The following is a 21,227-nucleotide window of genomic DNA, read 5'->3' on the forward strand; positions in this document are numbered from 1 at the left end:
CTCATGCAGTGATCCTGCATGAGCAGTTCAAAAAGGAAGATCTCATGGCTAAGGCTAAGTTCGAACGTAATAAGCCACACGTTAACGTGGGCACAATCGGTCACGTTGACCATGGTAAAACAACTTTAACAGCTGCGATTGCAACTGTATGTGCTAAAAAATTCGGTGGTGAAGCGAAAGACTACGCTGCAATCGACTCTGCACCAGAAGAAAAAGCACGTGGTATTACAATTAATACTTCACACGTAGAATACGATTCTCCAACTCGTCACTACGCTCACGTAGACTGCCCGGGCCACGCCGATTATGTTAAAAACATGATTACTGGTGCTGCTCAGATGGACGGCGCGATCCTTGTATGTGCTGCGACTGACGGTCCAATGCCACAAACTCGTGAACACATCCTGCTTTCTCGTCAGGTAGGTGTACCTTACATCGTTGTATTCTTGAACAAATGCGACCTTGTAGACGACGAAGAGCTTCTTGAACTGGTTGAAATGGAAGTTCGTGAACTTCTTTCTACTTACGACTTCCCAGGTGATGACACTCCTGTAATCCGTGGTTCAGCACTTGCTGCACTTAACGGTGAAGCTGGTCAATACGGTGAAGACGCAGTTGTAGCTCTTGTTGAAGCGCTTGACTCTTACATCCCAGAACCAGAACGTGCAATCGACCAAGCATTCTTGATGCCAATCGAAGACGTATTCTCAATTTCTGGTCGTGGTACAGTTGTAACTGGCCGTGTTGAAACTGGTATCATCAAAGTTGGTGAAGAAGTTGAAATCGTAGGTATCAAAGACACAGTTAAGACTACTGTAACTGGCGTTGAAATGTTCCGTAAACTTCTTGACGAAGGCCGTGCTGGTGAGAACTGTGGTATCTTGCTTCGTGGTACTAAACGTGAAGACGTACAACGTGGTCAAGTACTTGCTAAACCAGGTTCTATCAAACCGCACACTAAATTCGATGCAGAAGTATACGTACTTTCTAAAGACGAAGGTGGTCGTCACACTCCATTCCTTAACGGTTACCGTCCACAGTTCTACTTCCGTACAACTGACGTAACTGGCGCAATTTCTTTGAAAGAAGGCGTTGAAATGGTTATGCCTGGTGACAACGTAGAAATGTCAGTAGAACTAATCCACCCAATCGCAATGGACCCAGGTCTACGTTTTGCGATCCGTGAAGGTGGTCGTACAGTTGGTGCTGGTGTAGTTGCTAAAGTAACTGCATAATCGCTGATTGTGTAAAAAAAAGTGTCCCTTTGGGACGCTTTTTTTATATCTGTAAATTTAACTTACTTATTTTCAAGCATATTTAAATTGTCTAACAATATATTTACAAGCTGTCCTTAAGTGATATTTCACTGACCTTATCTGCCCTTATGTGAAAAATTCAACGCAGTAATATAACTATAAGAATTTTAATAATTAGATTTCAGCTCTATATAGAACTGATGGGAGTAAGTGTATGAATGCTCAAGTGAAAATTACCAACCGTGCAGGCGCAAGTTTTCCGGTACGTCGTATGAGTTTTGATTTTGATCAAGTGCCAGAGTACTGGATGAATGGTTCAGCAGGACTGACTCACTTTATGACTGCACTCTCTGCATTATTCCCGGCAGGCGAAAAATTCTTTATTGATTCTGTTCGCGCTGTACGTCAGCATCCAGCAATTAAAGACAATGAAGCATTGCAAAAAGAAATTTCTGCCTTTATTGGTCAGGAAGCCATGCATACCCAGGAACATGTTGGCTTTAATGCCTCAGCGCAACGCCATGGCCATGACGTTGAGAGGCTAGATCATTATACTGACCGAGTCATTCAAACTGCACGCAAAATCTTTGCGGCAGTCGGTAAGCCAGTTGGTATTACCCAGGAAATGGTCGACCTCACTGCGACGACTGCACTAGAACATTTTACTGCGACCATTGCATCTCAGTTACTAACCAATCAGCATATTCAGGAATTGATGAAAGATGACACCATGAAAACCATGTGGCTCTGGCATGCAATTGAAGAGAATGAACATAAGGCCGTGGCCTATGATGTATTCGAAGGTGTTTTTGGTAAAGGTTTAAAATCTTATCTACTGCGTACCACTTCACTGGTTGCAGCGATGGTCACGCTATTCTTTGTACAAAGCTACTTCGTATTACGTTTATTGAAAGAAGACCTTCAGTTAAGCCTTCAATCTTTAAAAGAAATCTATACTTATGGTTATAGTCCATCTAAAGGAATTATTACCGGTATGGGCAAAGAAATGTTGATGTACTTTAAACCTGGTTTTCATCCAAATGATCATGACACCCATAGCTTATTGCAAAGCTGGAAACAAAAACTGGGCCTTTAATTTGAAACTAAATTAAAAGACTGAAGAGCAACCTAAGTTGCTCTTTTTTTTGCTCGATTTTTTAAATAAAGTTTTTATAATGCGAAGGTTAATTCTAGATAAGATGAACGAAGATGATTCGTTTGATGCAAGCTGCGGATGTACCAGCCGTTGCCAAGATTGAAACCAAAGTACAATCCCATCCCTGGACCTTTAAACAATTTGAAGATGCTGTTACTGCCTATCAAAGCACTGTGATTGAGCAGGCAGGGCAGGTCGTAGGGTTCTGCATTTTACAGCCAGTGCTGGATGAAGCCAATTTATTACTGATGGCGATTGATCCTGCGCAACAGGGTAAGGGATTGGGTTATCAGCTATTAGATGAATCCATCCAGTTGCTGAAAAATAGTCCAGTACAAATCTTTCTGGAAGTACGTGAAAGCAATACTGCTGCAATTAAACTGTATGAAAAAACCGGTTTTCATCAGATTGACCTGCGCAAGAACTATTATCCGAATACGAATGGCACTCGGGAACATGCCATTATTATGGTGAAGTCTTGTACTGACGATTTTGCCAGCTTGTTTAAATAATATTCCGGCTCTTATTTGACGAATAACTTACTTGATGATGGGATTATTCCATCCGCTAGGCAAAGTCGTCATCAAGGAGTTTCCCAGATGTTCAATCTCCACCGGGGTAAGGGTGCGGTTTAATCGGCGCCATTGCCCGTCGATCAATAATTCAAGTGGCAGGTATTGAGACTTGTAATTCATTTTGGCTGAATGTGGAACCCAGTAGCCTAGATAGACAAACTGCAAACCAAGTTTTTGAGTGTGTTCAATCTGTTTCAGAATTGCAAAGGCACCAAGGGAACGGCGGTTCTCATCAGGTTCAAAGAAAGTATACACCGCTGAAACGCCATCATCGAGCAGGTCACAAGTCGATACACTGATCAGACGATCATCTTTCCATAATTCCAGAAAGAAACTATCGGTACAGCTTTGCAGTAAAAACTTTTCGAACTGGTCACGGCTAGGTGGATACATATCACCATCTGCATGGCGTTCATTAATATAACGTTCATAGAGGGCATAATGTATATCTGTGGCCTGTTCAGGATGGGTAATTTTAACCGTCAAATCCTGATTACGTTTCCAGGCTTTTTTTTGCGAGCTGTTCATCTGAAATTCATGAACAGGAATACGTGAAGATAAACATTGGCGGCACAGGTGGCATTCAGGCCGATAGACAAAATCACCACTACGACGGAAACCGGTACGAGAAAGTTCGGACAGCGTGACTACATCAATACGATGCGCTGGATCAAGAAAAACCATGCGCGCGGACTTATTTGGCAGATAGCTACAGTCATGCGGTGGCGTAATATAATACTGTAAATCGTTCAGCAGGGACTGTGGTTGATAAGAGTTCATAACAAGTGCCCTCTGTTATTTTCATTCACTTAATCGCGCAGACTGCGCTATTGTTTTACTTGAAAATACACCGTCTTGATACTTTTTCCAATTGATCGCAGGCTGTTTTATCACATCTTGTAACGATTTAAGATATGTATGGCGAGAAATTGTACAGGCGCCTAGACTCATCAAGTGATCATTCACCAATTGACAGTCAATCCAGGGCAACTGATTTTCTCTGCCAATCAGCATTAATGTATAGAAAGCCATTTTAGAAACATCGGTTTGGGTACTGAACATGGATTCACCAAAGCAGCCCTTGCCGATAGTCACCCCATAGAGTCCACCTACTACGCGATCTTCATCCCAAACCTCAATACTATAACCATAACCCGCATCGAACAGATCGCAATAACCTTGAATGATCTCTTCACTAATCCAGGTTTCATCTGCATAAGCGCGAGGCAATGAGCAGGAACGGATCACTCTTTCAAAAGCATGATTCACCGTAATTTTATAATCCTGCTTTTTCATGCTTCGAAGTAGCGATTTGCTTGGATGATAATCCTCTGGCCGGATAATGCAGCGTGGTTCCGGACTCCACCAACAGATCGGATCACCTTCAGAAAACCAGGGAAACAGACCATGGGTATAGGCCTCATACAAAGTAGAAGGGGAGAGGTCTGCACCGATACAAATCAGGCCTTCGCCTTCAAGATCCGCTTCTTCAGGATTGGGGAAAATGTACTGTGAAGGAGGAAGAAGATGCATGCAGAATCCTGATCTTGTAATAGACTGTTTTTATCATACATAAAAAAACCGCCCATGATGGACGGTCTTTTTATTTTCGCTGCTTAGTCTAATTTGCCCATGGCATCAAGATATTTTTCTGCATCCAGTGCCGCCATACAGCCTGAACCTGCAGAAGTAATCGCCTGACGATAGATACTGTCTGCAATATCGCCTGCAGCAAATACACCTGGGATAGAAGTTTGAGTGGCATTGCCCGCGGTACCGCTTTGAACCTGAATATAGCCATCACGCAGTTCTAGCTGGCCTTCAAACATGGTGCTATTTGGTTTATGACCAATAGCAACAAACAGACCCGAAACTTCAACATCCTGAGTTGAATCATCTTGAGTAGATTTTAAACGCACCGCAGTGACGCCAGTGGTATCACCCAACACTTCTTCTACCTGATGATTCCAGATAATACTGATTTTGCCTTCTTTTTCTTTTTCAAAAAGATGGTCTTGCAGGATTTTTTCAGAACGTAGCGTGTCACGACGATGGACCAGAGTCACATGAGAAGCGATGTTAGAGAGATATAACGCTTCTTCAACAGCGGTATTACCACCGCCTACAACCATCACTTTTTGTTCTTTATAGAAGAAACCGTCACAGGTTGCACACGCGCTCACGCCTTGACCCATAAATGCAGCTTCTGATTCCAGACCCAGGTATTGCGCAGTTGCGCCAGTACAAATGATCAGGGCATCACAAGTAAATTCTTCCATATCGCCTTTGAGAACGAATGGACGAACGTTAAGGTCAACTTCATTGATATGATCATAGACAATTTCAGTACCAAAACGTTCTGCATGAGCCTGCATACGTTCCATTAAAGCTGGACCGGTCAGACCCTCAGGATCGCCAGGCCAGTTATCTACTTCAGTCGTTGTGGTTAATTGACCGCCCAGTTGCAGACCTGCAATCAGGGTAGGTTTTAAGTTTGCACGCGCTGCATAGACTGCTGCGCTATAGCCAGCAGGGCCAGAACCTAAAATAATCAGTCGTGAGTGACGTGCGCTCATTCGCTGTATCCTTTTTTATTTAGAAATTTATTGAATTATACGTGAAACTGTATAACAGTGGTGTGAGATTAAAGTCGATATTATTGATCATCGAAATCGATTTAGGCTATATAGAAGAAGTACACAATAATGCATCTTTTTTGATGCAACAGGTGCATAATATGCATTTTATTGCGACGCTTTTTTTGAAGCATACCAGCAAAAGAATATTCATGAAGAATTGGTTACAGGACAGTATATGACAGCGGTGTCGAGTGCCTATGCACAGCGCTTAGTAATGACATTATTTTTAGTCTCATTTGGGATTTATCTGTTTCTTGCAACAGTGACCTATACACCATTTGATCCGGGGTGGATGCATATCTCTAGTGATACGCAGACAGTTTCAAATGCGAGTGGGGTTGCGGGGGCCTGGATTTCAGACCTGTTATTTGGCTTTCTCGGCTGGGCAAGCCTGCTGATCCCTGTGTATCTGTTTATGGAAGCAATCCAGGTCTGGTGGCCGCGCAGCTTCCTGAACCGTCCATTCCGTTATGCTGCCCAATTCTTCCTGTTATTGACCACATCAGCATTGCTGTTTCTATTCTGGCAAGTTCCAGCTGATACGCTGGACAATTCTTCAGGCGGCATTATTGGCTATGAGCTGGGCCAAAGTCTTGAACAATTACTAACTGTCTATGGCGCAGCTTTTTTCTTGCTTGTGCTTTGGGTGGTTCTGTTTACCTTGGCATTTGGTGTGAAATGGAACAAGACCTGGAGCAGTCTCAAGGCAACGCCTGCTTATCTGCAAGACCTGTTCTACCGTAATGTGCCAGAAGGTATGTCGGATTTTGACCGTACTGCACCTGTTATTAAAAAAGAAGCAGTAAAAACAGCTGCCAAAAAAGTGACAGTACCAGTCACTGCCGCACCTGAACATAATCTGGTAGAAGTCGATCCTGTAGTTCGCGATCATGTCGCTGAGCGCCTGTTTGAGGATTTTGCAGATAAAGAATCACACCAGCCTCACCACTATGAAGAAGATATCTCTGAACCTGTACAGGCATCAGTTACAGAACCTGTTCAGGAAGCACCGCGAACAGCAGAGCCGGATCGTGTGGTGGCAACAGGAGAGGTGTGGCGTGCGTTACATTCCAATGAAGACCAGCGTCACAAGCAGGATATCGATGCTTTACTTAAAGCTGCAGAAGAAGAGCAGGCCGAATTTTCTCCTGACGCATTTGCAGCTACACCAACAAATCACAGTGCTCATGAAGTGATATCATCCGCTACAGCTAAGAATAATCTGGACTGGGATGATGATGAAATTTTTGATGAGTTATTGGCAGCAGTTCCGCAAGGTAAAACCGCAACGGATGTGCATAGCCCGTTCAATTCAGCAGCAGCTGAAAAATCCCTCAGAATTGTAGAAGATGCTGGAACGGTCAGTTCCACTGCTGCTCCGCTCATGGCTGCACATGCGGTTAAAAATACCAGCCTGGAAGCGGATTTTGATGATCTGGATGACTTGCTGGTTGAAGCTGATGAGCCAAAACCCGCACCTGTACGTGCATCAAGCTATGCCCAGTCTTCTGCTTTTGTTCAGGCACCGATTCAGCGTGTAGAGACAACAGCTCAAACCGCAGCGACTAATGCAGCAGTTCGGGAAGCATTGTCCAAAGAAGAATTTATTGAAGCTTGGCATGAAACTGCCGGTAAGCCCCAGGAGGAAGACGAGTTTGACTTCGATGCGCCACTGACGGATGCCGCTGGTCGTCCAATGTCACGTGCTATGCAGGTCGCTGAGCGCCGTAAAGACCTGTCACCATTGCCGGGTCTGGAATTGCTGGATAAAGTTGATCCGAACAAAAAAGTGAATTTCACTGAAGAACAATTATCCCGTTTATCAGAACTTCTGGAAATCAAACTTCAGGAATTTAACGTTAAAGCCAAAGTAGTCGAAGCTCAACCAGGTCCAGTCGTGACACGTTTTGAACTGGACCTTGCACCTGGTGTGAAAGCTTCCAAAGTCACTAATATTTCACGTGACTTGGCCCGTTCGATGTCAATGGCTTCAGTACGTGTAGTCGAAGTTATTCCAGGTAAGCCTTATATCGGTATTGAAGTTCCGAACAGCAGCCGTGAAATGGTGCGTTTGATTGAACTGGTACAGATTCCAAAATTCAATGATCCCGATGGCATTTTGTCGATGGCCATGGGTAAGGATATTTCAGGTAATCCCGTAATTACTGAACTGGGTAAAGCACCGCATATGCTGGTAGCAGGGACTACAGGTTCTGGTAAATCGGTGGCGGTTAACTCGATGATTCTATCGATGCTATTAAAATACACACCTGATCAGTTACGCTTAATTCTGATCGATCCAAAACAGCTTGAATTGGCCAACTATAACGATATTCCACATCTGTTAACGCCAGTCGTGACTGATATGAAAGATGCGGTCAGTGCCTTGAACTGGTGTGTGAATGAAATGGAACGCCGTTATAAGCTGATGTCCTTCCTGAAAATTCGTAAGCTCAGTGATTATAACCGTAAGGTGGAAGAGGCGCTTGCCAATGGTGAAGAGCTATTTGATCCAACCTGGAAAGCCAGTGAGTCTGTGGCAGGGGAGCGTGCGCCACGTCTGACACCACTACCTTCAATTGTGATCGTAGCGGACGAGTTCGCAGATATGATCATGCAGGTCGGTAAGAAAGCTGAAGAAATGATTACCCGTCTGGCACAGAAATCCCGTGCTGCTGGTATTCACCTGTTACTGGCCACTCAGCGTCCATCGGTAGATGTCATCACCGGTCTGATTAAGGCGAATATTCCAACACGTGTCGCACTTCGTGTGAACTCGAAAATTGACTCACGTACCATTCTCGATGCAGGTGGTGCAGAAGACCTGCTAGGTCATGGTGATATGCTGTTCCTTGGCCCGGGTAAAATTGAGCCTGAGCGCGTACACGGTGCCTTTATTGCCGATGATGAGGTGAACCGAATCTGTGATGCATGGCGTGAACGTGGTGCACCAAACTATGTGGATGAGATCCTGACTCCATTCGATGAAGAACCGTCTAGTCGCGGCTTTGAAGATGGTGGAGATGGCGGATCAGATCGAGATGCGCTGTATGACCAGTGTGTGGCTTTTGTTTTGGAAACCCGCAAAGCATCAACTTCATCTTTGCAGCGTAAATTCAGTCTAGGTTATAACCGTGCTGCACGGATCATTGACCAGATGGAAGAAAATGGCATTGTCAGCTCAATGGGTGCCAATGGTAAGCGTGAGATTTTGGTTTAAATCCAGAATCTCGAGTGATAAAAAAGCCTGCTTAAAGCAGGCTTTTTTATGCATTTCAATTTATGCAAATTTTTCTAATACTGCCAGGAACTCGGCACTTTGACGTGGATAAGTGGCAATCACGTCATGAATGCGCTGTCCTTCTGGATTGGTGGCGTTAAGATCGCGACCGTCTGCGACAAATTTGGTTAACAGGCGCTCATAGTCAAAAGGACGCATATGCTTGAATGCATGATAAAGCACATGAAAATCTGCATTGACGCCTGCAGGAGGAAGCTGATTCAGGTAGGCATATACACGCTCATCTGACCATTCTTCGTTAAAGGTCGCTGGTTGAGATAATGCCATCGCAATCTCCTTGATGTAATTCTTCGGCATGAAAAAAGGCAAAATATGAGTTCGCAAGAGGCAAAGTCTTATCATGCACTTTGTCCATTCGAAGTATCACTTCACGTTTTGAGACTAGATAAAATAATAATTACTATCAAATCTACGCGAAGCAAAGCTTCTTGTCTTGCACCTCAACAAAGCGGTGCTTTGTTGAGGCTCATATTTTGCCTTGAATCAATTTACTTGACTAATCAAAATTCAGATTATCGCTCTTCAGGTAAATTGATATTCATTTCAAGCATTTCAATATTTGCTTCAGAACGTACCTGCATCTGAATGTGCTGTTCATCAACTCCGCGGACGTAGCGATTGACCACTTGCATGATTTCTGTCTTCATCTGGTCAATTTTATCCTGACTCAAACGGCGCCCCAAACCCTGTTCAGAAGCAACAATGACTTTCAAACGGTCTTTTGCGGTTTGTGCGCTTGATGGTTTATCCTCGCTACTAAAAAGTTTACTCCAGAATCCAGCCATGTTTACGCTCCAAATAATCGTGCTAACCAGCCCTTAGGTTTTACCTCAATATGACGGTAAGGACGCTCTTCACCAAGGAAACGCGCCACCAGGTCATCATAAGCCTGACCCGCTGAAGCCTCAGTGAAAAGAATCACTGGCTTACCTTCGTTTGATGCTTGTAAAACGCTTGGACATTCAGGAATAACACCTACGGTCGGTACACGTAAAATATCCTTAGAAATATCGTCAATCGTCAGCATTTCCTGTTTATCGGCACGTTCCGGATTGAAACGGGTAATACACAGATGCTTACGGATGCGACCTTCGTTTTGTTCTACTTTTTTTGTTTTGCTATCGAGCATACCAATGATACGGTCAGAGTCACGGACTGAAGAAATTTCAGGGTTGGTCACAATGATCGCTTCATCCGCATGGTACATGGCCAGAATGGCACCACGCTCGATACCGGCAGGTGAATCACAAATAATATAGTCAAATTCCTGCGAAAGCTCATCCATTACACGTGCTACACCCTCATCGGTTAAGGCATCTTTATCACGTGTTTGGGAAGCAGGTAAAATATATAAATTCTCAATATCTTTATCGCGAATCAGTGCTTGTTGTAATCGTGCTTCGTTATTTAAAACATTCACAAAATCATAAACTACACGGCGTTCACAGCCCATAATCAAATCAAGGTTACGTAAACCTACATCAAAATCAATAACAACAGTTTTGTGACCACGTAGGGCTAAACCTGTTGCAAAAGATGCACTTGTTGTAGTTTTACCTACACCACCTTTGCCTGATGTTACGACAACAATTTTCGCCACCGAATCCACTCCTGTTATGGTTCAAATCCCCTGTTTAAAATGGGGTTTTTGGTGTTTATTTATACATTAAAATTGTAGAGCTTCAAATACAAGCTCATGTTGATCATTCAAGTAAATATGCACTGATTTTTTGACCACATGCGGAGGAATGTCATCCGCTACGCAATAGGTGCCTGCGATCGAAACCAGTTCTGCTTCGAGGCTATGACAGAAAATACGTGCCGCCGTATTGCCACCGACACCTGCAATGACACGACCACGCACGCTGCCATAGACATGAATATTGCCTGAAGCAATCACTTCTGACCCACTGTTGATACCGGCATTGATAATAATGTCGCCATTATACTGCACGATACATTGGCCAGTACGCAGAATTTCATCATGATATGAAGTGATATGCGCAACGATCGGGGCAGCAGGCGCTTGATCATCATTCACCGCTGTAGGTTCTGGTTTAACTTCCACGACCTGTTCTTTGGTGGCTTTAATTTCCTCTAACTGGCGATCAGGTGGCAGTACCGGGAACTGAATGGCGCGCGCCTGATCTCCAAGTAAGCCTTCAGTAACAGCCATAGGCTGTACATCCAGACTGATTAACAGTTGAATCAGCGCAATGAGTTCCTGTTCAACCGAACTTTCAATTACCGCCAATGTGCCTGGCGGAAATGCTGCTTGTAATTTTGGGCTAAGTTGCTGGCGGATTGCATCATGATCATTGGTATCTAGGCTAATGCGTATCGCATTGACCATTCTGCCTTTTATCCGTATGTCAGCCATAATTCTTCCTTAAATACTTCTGACGTGCTGGTTTTGTGTCGAAGCAATGTTGTAAATAGTGCAAATCCTAGAACAAATTTCGTTAATTCTCTAGCGATCCAAGTTATTTTTTTATACGAATAGAATCGGCTTATCTTAGCCGATTCCACAAATGAAAACTCATCTATCTATTGAGCCCTGATTTTGCTCATGTTCTTCTAAAATCTGTTGCCACTGTTTGACTTTCACCTGTTTTCGGATTGCTTCAAGTGTTTCAAAAACAGCCGATTCGACCAATTTATCAATATGTGGATTATGTTCAATCTGAATCTGGCTGATTTTATCTGAAATTAGGGTAAAAGTCGGATTTTCTTTTTGACCTGTGTGGGTAAATGGTTCAATTAGTCCTTGCGTAATATTTTCTCCCAGGCGTTGACCAATACTTTGAATTTGCTGTTCAATCCGGCTGCCCACAATTGGAATCAAACGTAATAATTGGGTCAGTTCTGGAGTATCTTCAATCGCCTGATTGACTACTTGCCCTACATTTTTAGCGATCATGGAACGTTGTGATTGTAATTCCTTGCCCAAAGATTCTTGCAAGATATCTGCCAAAGCAATGGCCAGTAATTTACGGTGATGTTCCACCAAATCATCAATTAACTGTTTATGTGATGTGCTCGTGGTCAGTTCACGCTTGATACCATCCAGTACGGTAAGTACCACCCGGCTGGAAAGCTCTTCCATCAGCATGTTGTAATAAAAGTTACCTTGGCGATACCAGCGGTTGGGAATTACTTTATAACCATGACTATGCAGGTTGTAGCCAATAGCAACCGCACGTAGCAGGCGCAGAAAACGTAGCTGAGGGATAATGGATAAAATTTCATACCAGTGTACAAAAGGGAAGAACCACCAGCGTCGATGATGACGCAGGACAATTGCGATGACCCAGCGTGCCAGTAATTCACAAACCAAGAAAGTGGTAAACCAACCCTCTGTAATGATGACCCAAGGGCGTAAATCACTTTTATAAAACTGCAAGATTTCCGGTAAACGAATGAAGTCAAACAACCACTGCCCAAAATCGCTCATCAGAATGGCATTGGCACTGAGACAGAACAGATTGATGATGATTAAAACCATCATGAAAATGTCGTAAATCAGTGCAATTTTCCAGCCCCATGTTCCTTTACGAACAAATTTAAATGAGCTGGACATAATGTCCGGATTGTCGCTCTTCATAATTACTCGGTTACAGATCCGACTGGGGCTCGGGCAAAGTTCTGCTTCATTTGTGCGATGAGCTGATCTTTTTCAGTCCAGATTTGATCAATCCATTTTTGAAAACGTGCACGATATTCAGCATCATCTTCATAATTGCCGCCCAGTACCCAGTCAGGAATATCAATTTTTCTTAAATTTACCGCAATACGTGGCACTTCACCTAACCAAAATTCACCATAGCTCGGAATACCATCAAGATAAACAATGGTCATGTCGACCAGCGCATCAATTTTATCGCCGAGAATACTGAGCGCCAATGCCAGACCACCGGCTTTAGGTTTCAGTAAATGTGTATAGGGAGACTGCTGCTGATCATGCTTTTCTTGGGTAAAGCGGGTGCCTTCCAGATAATTTAACAGGGTAAAAGGCTGACTGATCAGCTGTTCACAGGATTTACGTGCCTCTTCCATATCCCGATATTTCAGCGCAGGATTTTTAGCAATCTGTTCCTTGCTATGCCGTTTCATCATTGGAAAACCCAAAATTTTAAAGGCCTGACCAACAAAAGGAATAAAAATAAGTTCCCATTTGGTAAAGAAGCGCGTCAGGGGCATACGGGTCAGACCGAAGTATTGATTGACAGTAGTATCGACCCAGCTCTGATGATTACAGGTCATCAAATAACGGCCCTGCATATTCAAATCCAGTGATTCATCTACGCTGATTTGCCATTGCGTGTTTTTCAGCACATGCTCAATCAGCCAGTTGTTGACCCCTAACCAGCTGTTGGTAATCTTGATATTGGTTTCATCCACTTTTGCGGATTTTTTAAAAATTTTGGTTAAACCCAAGGCCAGCACCGGGGGGCCATGAAAAAAAGTACTACCAGTCATGACTGAAGTGACCGTCAGGCCACGTGCCAGTTTTTTTAAAGTCGGTTGCTTGTTGCTATTCGATGACATATCCAAACAGTCCCCACAGATTAATCGCTCAAATTTTTTCATATTTTGAGTAATATAGAGACAGTTAGGCAAATAAAAAAGCCTGAACAGGAAACTATGAAGATATTGTGACGAACTACTTTGATTTAGTTACATATAAACATTACAAAATATTACTAAACGATTTATTATTAACAAAAATTCAATGGTTAGCCCATTCAATTTAAATCATTATCTCGTTTATACAACAAAGCATACAACAAGGAGTCATGCGATGCGTGCACTAGTCATTTCAGCAGCTGTAGCAGGGGCCGTAGCACTTACAGGTTGTCAATCAACTGGCAGTAACATCGGTGGTGTGGAATATGATAAAGCGGCTCTAGGTACTTTAATTGGTGCTGCAGCTGGCTACGGCGTTTCTAAAAGTAATGCCAATACTAGCCGTCAAAACAACCGTGCAGCAGCAATTGGTGCTGTGGTAGGTGGTGCAGCGGGCGTCTATCTGGATAATAAAGAGAAAAAATTACGTCAAGCAACAGCGGGTACTGGCGTAGACGTTAACCGTAATGCAGATGGTTCGATTAACCTTGTAATGCCTGGTGCGATTACATTTGACACTAACAAGTCAAACATCAAACCAAACTTCTATGCAACATTGAATAAAGTTGCTCAAGTTCTAACTGAAGACAGCCAAAGCGGTATTTTGGTAACTGGTTATACAGACAGCACTGGTAATGACTCAATCAACATTCCATTGTCTCAAGCACGTGCACAATCTGTTGCGAACTACCTTGCTGGTCAAGGCGTAGCACGTACTCGTATTAATGCACAAGGTCTTGGTTCAGCGAACCCGATCGCAGACAACTCAACTGCGGCTGGTAAAGAACAAAACCGTCGTGTTGAAATCGCAGTATATGCCGTTCAGTAATCACTGATTTTGCAGAAAAACCACCTTCGGGTGGTTTTTTTATGTCTGAAAGATGACGCAGGAAAATGAATTTTCAATTAGGCATCTGGGCATGAGATGACTATAATCGGAGCCGAATCTAGAAGAGGAAGCCATATGTCACTCGCCAGTCAGTTAAATGACAAGCAACTTGAAGCCATGAAATATACTCAAGGACCCTTGTTAGTACTTGCCGGAGCGGGTTCAGGCAAGACCTCGGTAATTACAAGAAAAATCGCGTACTTGGTCAAGCATTGTGGTATTCCGGCCCACCGGATCACGGCAATGACCTTTACCAACAAGGCGGCACGTGAAATGAAAGAGCGTGTCACCAAATTGCTGACCCGAGAAGAAGCCAAGGGCCTTTCAGTCTCGACCTTCCATACTTTTGGTCTGAACCTATTACGTTTAGAGCTGAAACACACACCGCTAAAAAATAATTTCTCGATTCTGGATGCCGATGACTGTAAGCGAATTCTGATGGATCTGATGCATCGCGATAACTTATCTGGTGCTGAAAGCAAAGAACTGATTGCCAAAGCGATGAAGATGATTTCCGACTGGAAAAACGATCTGATTCCGCCAGAACAGGCTCACACGACTTGTGAAACTCCAGAAGATATTCAGTTTGCGCATTTATACCAGCTCTATGAGCGAAATCTGCGTGCCTATAACGCCGTCGATTTTGATGACCTGATTGTGATGCCAACGCGTCTGCTACAGGAAAATGCTGAAGTCCGGGATAAATGGCAGAACCGTGTACGTTATTTGCTGGTTGACGAATATCAGGATACCAATACGGCACAGTATATTCTGGTAAAATTATTGGTCGGGGTCATGGGCCAGTTCACCGCGGTAGGCGATGATGATCAGTCGATTTATGCCTGGCGTGGTGCCAAGCCAGAAAATATGGCGCTGTTACAACAGGATTTCCCGAATCTGAAAGTGATCAAGCTGGAACAGAACTATCGTTCTACCAGTCGTATTCTGAAAGCTGCCAATACTGTTATTGGCAACAACCCGCATATCTTTGATAAAAAGCTTTGGTCAGATAAAGGTCACGGTGAAGTGATTCGGGTCATCACTTGTCGTAATGATGACGATGAAGCAGAACGCGTAGTCAAAGACCTGATCACGCATAAGCTGATGAATGGTAAAAATTGGAAAGATTACGCGATTCTGTATCGTGGTAATTTCCAGGCACGTATTCTGGAAACCCAGCTGCGCCAGATGCAGATTCCTTACAAGCTTTCTGGTGGTCAGTCCTTCTTTGCGCGTGCAGAGATCAAAGACATCATGAGTTACTTGCGCTTGATCATTAACCCAGAAGATGACAGCGCTTTCCTGCGAATTATTAACACGCCGAAACGTGCCATTGGCCCGGTAACGCTGGAAAAACTCGGTCTGTTTGCCCAGGAAAATAATCTGTCTCTACTGTCAGCAGCAGGCGATCAACGTCTAACCATGGTCATTCCAAAGAAAGCAACGACACAACTGGCAGAATTTTCAGATTTTATTAATAACTTTACCCGTAACTTGCTGGAAGATGATGAGCCGGTACCGATCATCCGTCAGATGATGGTGGAAGCAGGCTATATCGACTATATCAAGGAATCCGCAGCGACGCCAGCACAGGAAAAAACCAAACTCGATAATATTGAAGTGCTGTATAGCAGTATTCAGAGTCTGATCAATCGTGCAGAAGATGTCGATGAAAAGAATATCGAAAGTGTCATCCGTAAAATGGTGCTCCTCGATATGCTGGAACAGCAGCAGGAAGAAGAAGATACCGATAAGGTCAACCTTCTGACCTTACATGCATCTAAAGGACTGGAATTCCCGTATGTCTATCTGATCGGCCTGGAAGAAGAAATTCTGCCGCATAAAAACTCGATTGCTGCGGAAACAGTCGAAGAAGAACGGCGTTTAATGTATGTGGGGATTACCCGTGCGCGTCAGGGCTTGACTATTACCTTGGCTGAGCAACGTAAGGCGGGTGGGCAGATGAAACAGATGACCCCAAGCCGCTTCCTGGATGAGCTTCCAGAAGATGAGCTGGAATGGTTGGGCCGTAAGAAAAAACTGGCTGGTAATATTGATCCAAAACAGCAGGCTCAGCATTATCTGGATAATTTACGTGCCTTGATTAAACGCTAAAAGTAACAGAACACTACGATTTTGATTCTTTAAATTTTTTGATATTAAACAACAGGAATAAATACATGAAAGTTCAGGTGAAAGTCCTTGATTCACGTCTGGGTCAGGAATGGCCATTGCCGACTTATGCAACGACTGGCTCAGCAGGACTCGATCTTCGTGCATGTGTCAACGAAACGACTGTAATTGAACCAGGTCAAACAGTTTTAGTAAAAACTGGTTTGGCAATTTATATTGAAGATCCAGCATTTGCTGGCTTGATCTTGCCACGTTCTGGTTTAGGTCATAAACATGGGATCGTTTTAGGCAACCTGGTTGGCCTGATCGATTCGGATTACCAAGGCGAGCTGATGGTCTCTGTATGGAACCGTAGTCAAACTGCATTTAGCCTGGAGCCTGGTGAGCGTTTAGCCCAATATGTATTAGTCCCTGTGGTACAGGCTGAGTTTGATCTGGTGAATGAATTTGAAGCAACCGAGCGTGGCGCAGGTGGTTTCGGTCATACTGGTAAAAACTAAAATTAAAGGATGACTTAACTTGGATGTTCTGGGTTAAGTCATCTTTTTTTTAGAGTTTTAATCATAAAAATAATAAAAAAATGACAGAGCTATTTAATAAACTTTATTCTTGAATTTTATTTTAATGAAAAATATTTAAATAAATTTTTAGTATCATTTAAATAGAAAAATAAAATTATTCAGAATTTAAGAAAATAGATGATAAATAATGCAAGAAGTCATTTTTAGTCAGGTTTATTTATTTTACTAGTTATACAAATTAAATACATAAAAGATTAATAATTATACTTTTATAATTGATTGTCACATTCAATTCATATAAAAATACAGAGTCTTAAAACAAAAACAAATGTTTAAAGTCATGATGATTGCTTAATCATTATTTTATCCCCTTATATTCAATAGTGAAAAGAACAGTTTATGGGATCCATGAATCAACCCTTTCCGGCTCACATTTTTCGTGCCTACGATATCCGAGGTAAAGTCAGTTTACTCAATACAGGTGTGATTGATGCTATTGCGCATGGTCTGGCTCAGCAATATCAAGCTGCGGAGCAGACTCGGGTTGCGATTGGCTATGATGCCCGCATCAGCAGTCCGGCTTTTGCTGAAACCATTCGCCGTATTTTTCAGGACTATGCTATTGAAGCCGCTATTATCGGCTGTTGTTCCAGTCCGATGCTGTACTACACAGCGCGTCACTTTGATGGCAATGGTGTGATGGTAACGGCTAGCCATAATCCTAAAGAAGATAATGGAATTAAATGGATTATTGCAGGGGAGCCGCCTTGTCCCGAGATGATTCAGCAGGTCGCACAAAAAGCAAAACTTCATGTAAATAGTTCTTTATCGTGTTTGAATGATTTGCCTCACCAAATTATTCCCGAATTTTGTCTGCAATATCAGCAGGAAATGCTTGAAGATATTCAGCTGAAGCACCCATTTAAAGTGGTGTTGGATGGCCTGAACGGTTCAGCAGGACGCTGTGCCAATTTGGTACTCCAAAAACTAGGTTGTGAAGTTACCGCCTTACGTTGTGAAGCCAATGGGCATTTTCCTGATCATGCGCCTGATCCCTCTCAGGAAGCACATTTGCAAACCTTACGTCAGGTCGTCCTGCAACAGCAGGCTGATTTGGGTATTGCCCTAGATGGTGATGGGGACCGGTTGGTACTGGTGGATGAGCAGGGGGTTATTATTAGTGCTGATCAGCTTCTCTGTTTATTCGCAGAAATTTGTATGACTGGCACAGAAGCATGTCAGTTTGTTTATGATGTTAAATGTTCAACCCTGATTCGCGATACAGTTCAACGCCTGGGCGGAAAACCGGTGATGATTCGCACTGGTAGCTCATTCCTGCGTAAATATCTGGCGCAGTCCCAGCATCAGGCCATTTTTGGTGGTGAATATGCGGGGCATTATGTTTTTAATGACGGACGTGGCTGGGGCTATGATGATGGCCTCTATGCGGCGCTTCGGGTCATGGAATATCTGGATCAGAAAGGTATGACCATAAGTGAAGCCTTACGTGCTTATCCAAAACGTCATGGAACTGAAGACTTATATATTTCTACTCATCAGGTGCAGCCTGTTGAGCTTTTAAACTTTGTTGAGCAGCAATCTACGCAATTAAATGCACGAATCAGTAAAATTGACGGGATACGTCTTGATTTTGATGATGGTTTTGGCATCATTCGAGCATCCAATACGGGTGAATATTTCACGGTGCGCTTTGATGCCAATGATGCACAAGGCCTGAATGAAATTCGACATCTGTTTGTATCCATGTTGCGTGACCGTTATCCACAGATCGCTCAAGACATTTTAGATGCTCAATAAGGAGAGGCGAATGCCAAATCAGCATACAGGCATCGACAAAGCACAAATTTTGACTGAAGCTTTGCCGTATATCCAACGCTTTGCGGGTAAAACCCTAGTGGTAAAATACGGTGGCAACGCGATGACGGATCCTGAGCTGGAAAGCTCTTTTGCACGTGATATCGTTTTATTAAAAACAGTGGGTTTAAACCCGATTGTGGTACACGGCGGTGGCCCACAAGTAGATTCTATGCTGAAACAGCTAGGCCGTGAATCTGACCGCATTGACGGTATGCGTGTGACAGATCCGGCAACCATGGAAGTGGTTGAGATGGTTCTAGGCGGCAGCGTAAACAAATCAATCGTGAACCTAATCAACAAACATGGTGGTCGTGCAATTGGTCTAACCGGTAAAGATGGCAACTTGCTGCGTGCCAAAAAGCTATTAATGGAAAAGACGGCTGAAGACGGTTCAATCCAGAAAGTAGACCTGGGTATGGTCGGTGAAGTGATGGGTGTAAAAACTGACGTACTGGAAATGTTTACCAACAGTGATTTCATTCCAGTGATTGCACCACTCGGTGTCGATGAAGAAGGCAATACTTATAACATCAATGCCGATCTGGTCGCGGGTAAAGTGGCAGAAGCATTAGGGGCAGAAAAACTGATTCTTCTGACGAATATTACCGGTGTGCTGGACGAAAATAAAAATCTGTTGACCGGTTTAACGACCCAAGAAGTTGATCGTCTGATCGAAACAGGTGTGATCTATGGTGGTATGATTCCTAAAGTCGGCTGTGCGCTTGATGCAGTAAAAGGCGGCGTGATCAGTGCGCATATCGTGGATGGTCGCGTACCGCATGCCAGCCTGTTAGAAATCTTTACTGATCATGGTGTGGGAACTTTAATTACCAATCGTTCCAATCCACATCGTCCATAAAGATAAATTGAATATCAAAGAGTCTCGCTTGAGGCTCTTTTTTATTTCTTTTATTTTATGATTGTGATCACTAGAAATATTAAAGTTAAATTTAAGGTATTCATTTTTAACTTGAGCTTTGAAGCTTAAACTTCTTTTGCTAAATTAAATATAAAAAAATAGTTTATTAGCATTTTTAGCGCATAGCATTGCAATGATCGAGATTTGAAAAGGCTCAGCCTGTGATGCACAATAACCTTAAGAATACTCTGTGACCTGAATGAAGATTATGTGCCAGCTACTGGGAATGAATTGTGCGACACCAACAGATATTACCTTTTCATTTCGAGGTTTTTCTCAGCGGGCGGGGATTACCTCAGATCATTCTGATGGTTTTGGAATTGCTTTCTTTGAAGATAAGGCTTGCCGCTTATTTGTTGATAATCAGTCAGCTGTTGAATCACCGATTGCAGAACTGGTGCGCAATTATCCGATCAAATCCCGTAATGTGATTGCGCATATCCGTAAGGCGACACAGGGCAAAATTAATCTGGAAAATTCGCATCCGTTTAGCCGTGAATTATGGGGACGACAATGGATCTTTGCCCATAATGGTGATTTAAAAGATTTTTTGCCTGAGCCTTCGGGCCGTTTTACGCCAGTTGGGAATACTGACAGTGAGCGCGCTTTCTGTTATTTGCTGGATCAACTGGTGAAACGGTTTGGTTATGATGAACCGAAGCTGGATCAGGTCTTTGATTTGCTGACTGATATTTCTCCATCCATTGCAGAGCATGGCACTTTTAATTTCTGTCTGTCCAATGGTCAGGCATTATTTACCTATGCAACGACTAAACTGCATTGGCTGGTTCGTGAATATCCATTTAAGCCAGCCCAACTGATTGATATCGAAGTTGAAGTGGATTTTAGTCAGGTCACCACGCCTGAAGATCGGGTCGCTGTGATTACTACGGAACCGCTAACGCAGAATGAAGAATGGACAGCATTTCAAGAAGGTGAAATGATTTTGTTCAGAGATGGGGCCAAATATCGTTCTCAATTGACACATGTCGCCCGTCTGGAAAGAGAGCGTCTGGATCCTTCGCTAAAACGAGTGACTAAAGCAGATTTATATTAAATCTGGTTGAAATCCGATATTAAAAAACAGGCCATCGCTCCTGTTTTTTGAATTTGATATTTATTTTATAGTGAAATCATTAAAATAAATAAACCATGAAATATAAAATCGATCAAAAAATACTTTATTCTTGTGGTCGGGTTTAAAATATAATTTATTGGATAAACAAGGATTTACATTAATTAAATAGAAAATAAGCTGAAAACCAACCGATTTACTTCATTTTTATTTAAATCAATTAGATATATGATCTTTTTCAAGCGATAAATCATTAATA

The 21,227-nt window shown here is 43.0% G+C and carries 19 protein-coding genes; 10 read left to right on the top strand and 9 right to left on the bottom strand.

The features are described 5' to 3' along the window. Positions 1 to 44: 44 nt before the first annotated feature. The 3 genes from tuf (at position 45) to rimI (ending at position 2,924) form a co-directional block, all read left to right on the top strand. On the top strand, positions 45 to 1,235 hold the full coding sequence (gene tuf, locus FOC32_RS07925; RefSeq protein ID WP_004781663.1) for an elongation factor Tu: 1,191 nt from the start codon (positions 45 to 47) through the stop codon (positions 1,233 to 1,235). Positions 1,236 to 1,470: 235 nt separating this feature from the next. Beyond that, positions 1,471 to 2,352 carry a metal-dependent hydrolase gene (locus FOC32_RS07930; RefSeq protein ID WP_004783280.1) on the top strand — a complete coding sequence of 294 codons (882 nt, stop codon included), beginning with the start codon at positions 1,471 to 1,473 and terminating at the stop codon, positions 2,350 to 2,352. A 113-nt stretch (positions 2,353 to 2,465) separates the two neighbouring features. After that, on the top strand, positions 2,466 to 2,924 hold the full coding sequence (rimI, locus tag FOC32_RS07935) for a ribosomal protein S18-alanine N-acetyltransferase (protein WP_004783279.1): 459 nt from the start codon (positions 2,466 to 2,468) through the stop codon (positions 2,922 to 2,924). Positions 2,925 to 2,951: 27 nt separating this feature from the next. Here rimI and FOC32_RS07940 read toward each other — a convergent pair whose 3' ends face one another. The 3 genes from FOC32_RS07940 to trxB all read right to left on the bottom strand — a co-directional run bounded on the left by FOC32_RS07940 (position 2,952) and on the right by trxB (position 5,563). After that, a complete protein-coding gene (locus FOC32_RS07940) occupies positions 2,952 to 3,767 on the bottom strand; it encodes an arginyltransferase (RefSeq protein ID WP_004783276.1) in 816 nt (271 codons plus the stop codon). A gap of 21 nt (positions 3,768 to 3,788) precedes the next feature. Beyond that, entirely contained in the window at positions 3,789 to 4,520 is a 732-nt protein-coding gene (gene aat / locus FOC32_RS07945; protein ID WP_175966834.1) for a leucyl/phenylalanyl-tRNA--protein transferase, read from the bottom strand. Positions 4,521 to 4,603: 83 nt separating this feature from the next. Further along, entirely contained in the window at positions 4,604 to 5,563 is a 960-nt protein-coding gene (gene trxB / locus FOC32_RS07950) for a thioredoxin-disulfide reductase (protein ID WP_004783272.1), read from the bottom strand. Between the two features lie 238 nt (positions 5,564 to 5,801). Here trxB and FOC32_RS07955 point away from each other — a divergent pair, with 238 nt between their 5' ends. Continuing rightward, the gene (locus FOC32_RS07955) at positions 5,802 to 8,846 is read left to right on the top strand and encodes a DNA translocase FtsK (RefSeq protein WP_175966836.1); all 3,045 of its coding nucleotides are present in this window, start codon (positions 5,802 to 5,804) and stop codon (positions 8,844 to 8,846) included. A 60-nt stretch (positions 8,847 to 8,906) separates the two neighbouring features. On the opposite strand, the gene FOC32_RS07960 is transcribed toward FOC32_RS07955, so the two are convergent. The 6 genes from FOC32_RS07960 to FOC32_RS07985 all read right to left on the bottom strand — a co-directional run bounded on the left by FOC32_RS07960 (position 8,907) and on the right by FOC32_RS07985 (position 13,475). Beyond that, positions 8,907 to 9,194: a PA4642 family protein gene (locus FOC32_RS07960; protein WP_004783267.1), complete on the bottom strand. Its 288-nt coding sequence runs from the start codon at positions 9,192 to 9,194 to the stop codon at positions 8,907 to 8,909. Between the two features lie 245 nt (positions 9,195 to 9,439). Next, on the bottom strand, positions 9,440 to 9,712 hold the full coding sequence (gene minE / locus FOC32_RS07965; protein ID WP_004783265.1) for a cell division topological specificity factor MinE: 273 nt from the start codon (positions 9,710 to 9,712) through the stop codon (positions 9,440 to 9,442). 2 nt (positions 9,713 to 9,714) lie between these two features. Continuing rightward, positions 9,715 to 10,527, bottom strand: coding sequence for a septum site-determining protein MinD (gene minD, locus FOC32_RS07970; protein ID WP_175966838.1), 813 nt, complete (start codon positions 10,525 to 10,527; stop codon positions 9,715 to 9,717). 66 nt (positions 10,528 to 10,593) lie between these two features. Next, positions 10,594 to 11,307 carry a septum site-determining protein MinC gene (gene minC, locus FOC32_RS07975; protein ID WP_104426556.1) on the bottom strand — a complete coding sequence of 238 codons (714 nt, stop codon included), beginning with the start codon at positions 11,305 to 11,307 and terminating at the stop codon, positions 10,594 to 10,596. A 159-nt stretch (positions 11,308 to 11,466) separates the two neighbouring features. After that, a complete protein-coding gene (locus FOC32_RS07980) occupies positions 11,467 to 12,531 on the bottom strand; it encodes a preprotein translocase subunit SecA (protein WP_175966840.1) in 1,065 nt (354 codons plus the stop codon). Positions 12,532 to 12,533: 2 nt separating this feature from the next. Then, entirely contained in the window at positions 12,534 to 13,475 is a 942-nt protein-coding gene (locus FOC32_RS07985; RefSeq protein ID WP_175966841.1) for an acyltransferase, read from the bottom strand. 253 nt (positions 13,476 to 13,728) lie between these two features. Between FOC32_RS07985 and FOC32_RS07990 the strand changes: the two genes are divergently transcribed. The 6 genes from FOC32_RS07990 (at position 13,729) to FOC32_RS08015 (ending at position 20,950) form a co-directional block, all read left to right on the top strand. Further along, positions 13,729 to 14,382: an OmpA family protein gene (locus FOC32_RS07990; protein ID WP_034171490.1), complete on the top strand. Its 654-nt coding sequence runs from the start codon at positions 13,729 to 13,731 to the stop codon at positions 14,380 to 14,382. A 135-nt stretch (positions 14,383 to 14,517) separates the two neighbouring features. Next, positions 14,518 to 16,557, top strand: a complete 2,040-nt coding sequence (gene rep, locus FOC32_RS07995) for a DNA helicase Rep (protein ID WP_004783256.1) — start codon at positions 14,518 to 14,520, stop codon at positions 16,555 to 16,557. Positions 16,558 to 16,622: 65 nt separating this feature from the next. Continuing rightward, positions 16,623 to 17,075, top strand: a complete 453-nt coding sequence (gene dut / locus FOC32_RS08000) for a dUTP diphosphatase (protein ID WP_004783254.1) — start codon at positions 16,623 to 16,625, stop codon at positions 17,073 to 17,075. A 420-nt stretch (positions 17,076 to 17,495) separates the two neighbouring features. Further along, positions 17,496 to 18,914, top strand: coding sequence for a phosphomannomutase/phosphoglucomutase (locus FOC32_RS08005; RefSeq protein ID WP_175966843.1), 1,419 nt, complete (start codon positions 17,496 to 17,498; stop codon positions 18,912 to 18,914). A 10-nt stretch (positions 18,915 to 18,924) separates the two neighbouring features. Then, positions 18,925 to 19,833 carry an acetylglutamate kinase gene (argB, locus tag FOC32_RS08010; protein WP_004783250.1) on the top strand — a complete coding sequence of 303 codons (909 nt, stop codon included), beginning with the start codon at positions 18,925 to 18,927 and terminating at the stop codon, positions 19,831 to 19,833. Positions 19,834 to 20,101: 268 nt separating this feature from the next. Next, positions 20,102 to 20,950, top strand: coding sequence for a class II glutamine amidotransferase (locus FOC32_RS08015; protein WP_175968169.1), 849 nt, complete (start codon positions 20,102 to 20,104; stop codon positions 20,948 to 20,950). Positions 20,951 to 21,227 lie beyond the last annotated feature (277 nt).

The sequence above is a fragment of the Acinetobacter sp. FDAARGOS_724 genome (assembly GCF_013364475.1).
Lineage (GTDB): Bacteria > Pseudomonadota > Gammaproteobacteria > Pseudomonadales > Moraxellaceae > Acinetobacter > Acinetobacter variabilis.

Excerpts from the sequence above, each read along its gene's own strand:
- minE (WP_004783265.1), bottom strand. The coding sequence starts at position 9,712 with ATGGCTGGATTCTGGAGTAAACTTTTTAGTAGCGAGGATAAACCATCA.
- dut (WP_004783254.1), top strand. The coding sequence starts at position 16,623 with ATGAAAGTTCAGGTGAAAGTCCTTGATTCACGTCTGGGTCAGGAATGG.
- rep (WP_004783256.1), top strand. The coding sequence starts at position 14,518 with ATGTCACTCGCCAGTCAGTTAAATGACAAGCAACTTGAAGCCATGAAA.
- rimI (WP_004783279.1), top strand. The coding sequence starts at position 2,466 with ATGATTCGTTTGATGCAAGCTGCGGATGTACCAGCCGTTGCCAAGATT.
- aat (WP_175966834.1), bottom strand. The coding sequence starts at position 4,520 with ATGCATCTTCTTCCTCCTTCACAGTACATTTTCCCCAATCCTGAAGAA.
- tuf (WP_004781663.1), top strand. The coding sequence starts at position 45 with ATGGCTAAGGCTAAGTTCGAACGTAATAAGCCACACGTTAACGTGGGC.
- FOC32_RS07930 (WP_004783280.1), top strand. The coding sequence starts at position 1,471 with ATGAATGCTCAAGTGAAAATTACCAACCGTGCAGGCGCAAGTTTTCCG.
- FOC32_RS07960 (WP_004783267.1), bottom strand. The coding sequence starts at position 9,194 with ATGGCATTATCTCAACCAGCGACCTTTAACGAAGAATGGTCAGATGAG.
- FOC32_RS07955 (WP_175966836.1), top strand. The coding sequence starts at position 5,802 with ATGACAGCGGTGTCGAGTGCCTATGCACAGCGCTTAGTAATGACATTA.
- FOC32_RS07990 (WP_034171490.1), top strand. The coding sequence starts at position 13,729 with ATGCGTGCACTAGTCATTTCAGCAGCTGTAGCAGGGGCCGTAGCACTT.
- FOC32_RS07985 (WP_175966841.1), bottom strand. The coding sequence starts at position 13,475 with ATGTCATCGAATAGCAACAAGCAACCGACTTTAAAAAAACTGGCACGT.
- FOC32_RS08005 (WP_175966843.1), top strand. The coding sequence starts at position 17,496 with ATGGGATCCATGAATCAACCCTTTCCGGCTCACATTTTTCGTGCCTAC.
- FOC32_RS07980 (WP_175966840.1), bottom strand. The coding sequence starts at position 12,531 with ATGAAGAGCGACAATCCGGACATTATGTCCAGCTCATTTAAATTTGTT.
- trxB (WP_004783272.1), bottom strand. The coding sequence starts at position 5,563 with ATGAGCGCACGTCACTCACGACTGATTATTTTAGGTTCTGGCCCTGCT.
- argB (WP_004783250.1), top strand. The coding sequence starts at position 18,925 with ATGCCAAATCAGCATACAGGCATCGACAAAGCACAAATTTTGACTGAA.
- minC (WP_104426556.1), bottom strand. The coding sequence starts at position 11,307 with ATGGCTGACATACGGATAAAAGGCAGAATGGTCAATGCGATACGCATT.
- FOC32_RS07940 (WP_004783276.1), bottom strand. The coding sequence starts at position 3,767 with ATGAACTCTTATCAACCACAGTCCCTGCTGAACGATTTACAGTATTAT.
- FOC32_RS08015 (WP_175968169.1), top strand. The coding sequence starts at position 20,102 with ATGTGCCAGCTACTGGGAATGAATTGTGCGACACCAACAGATATTACC.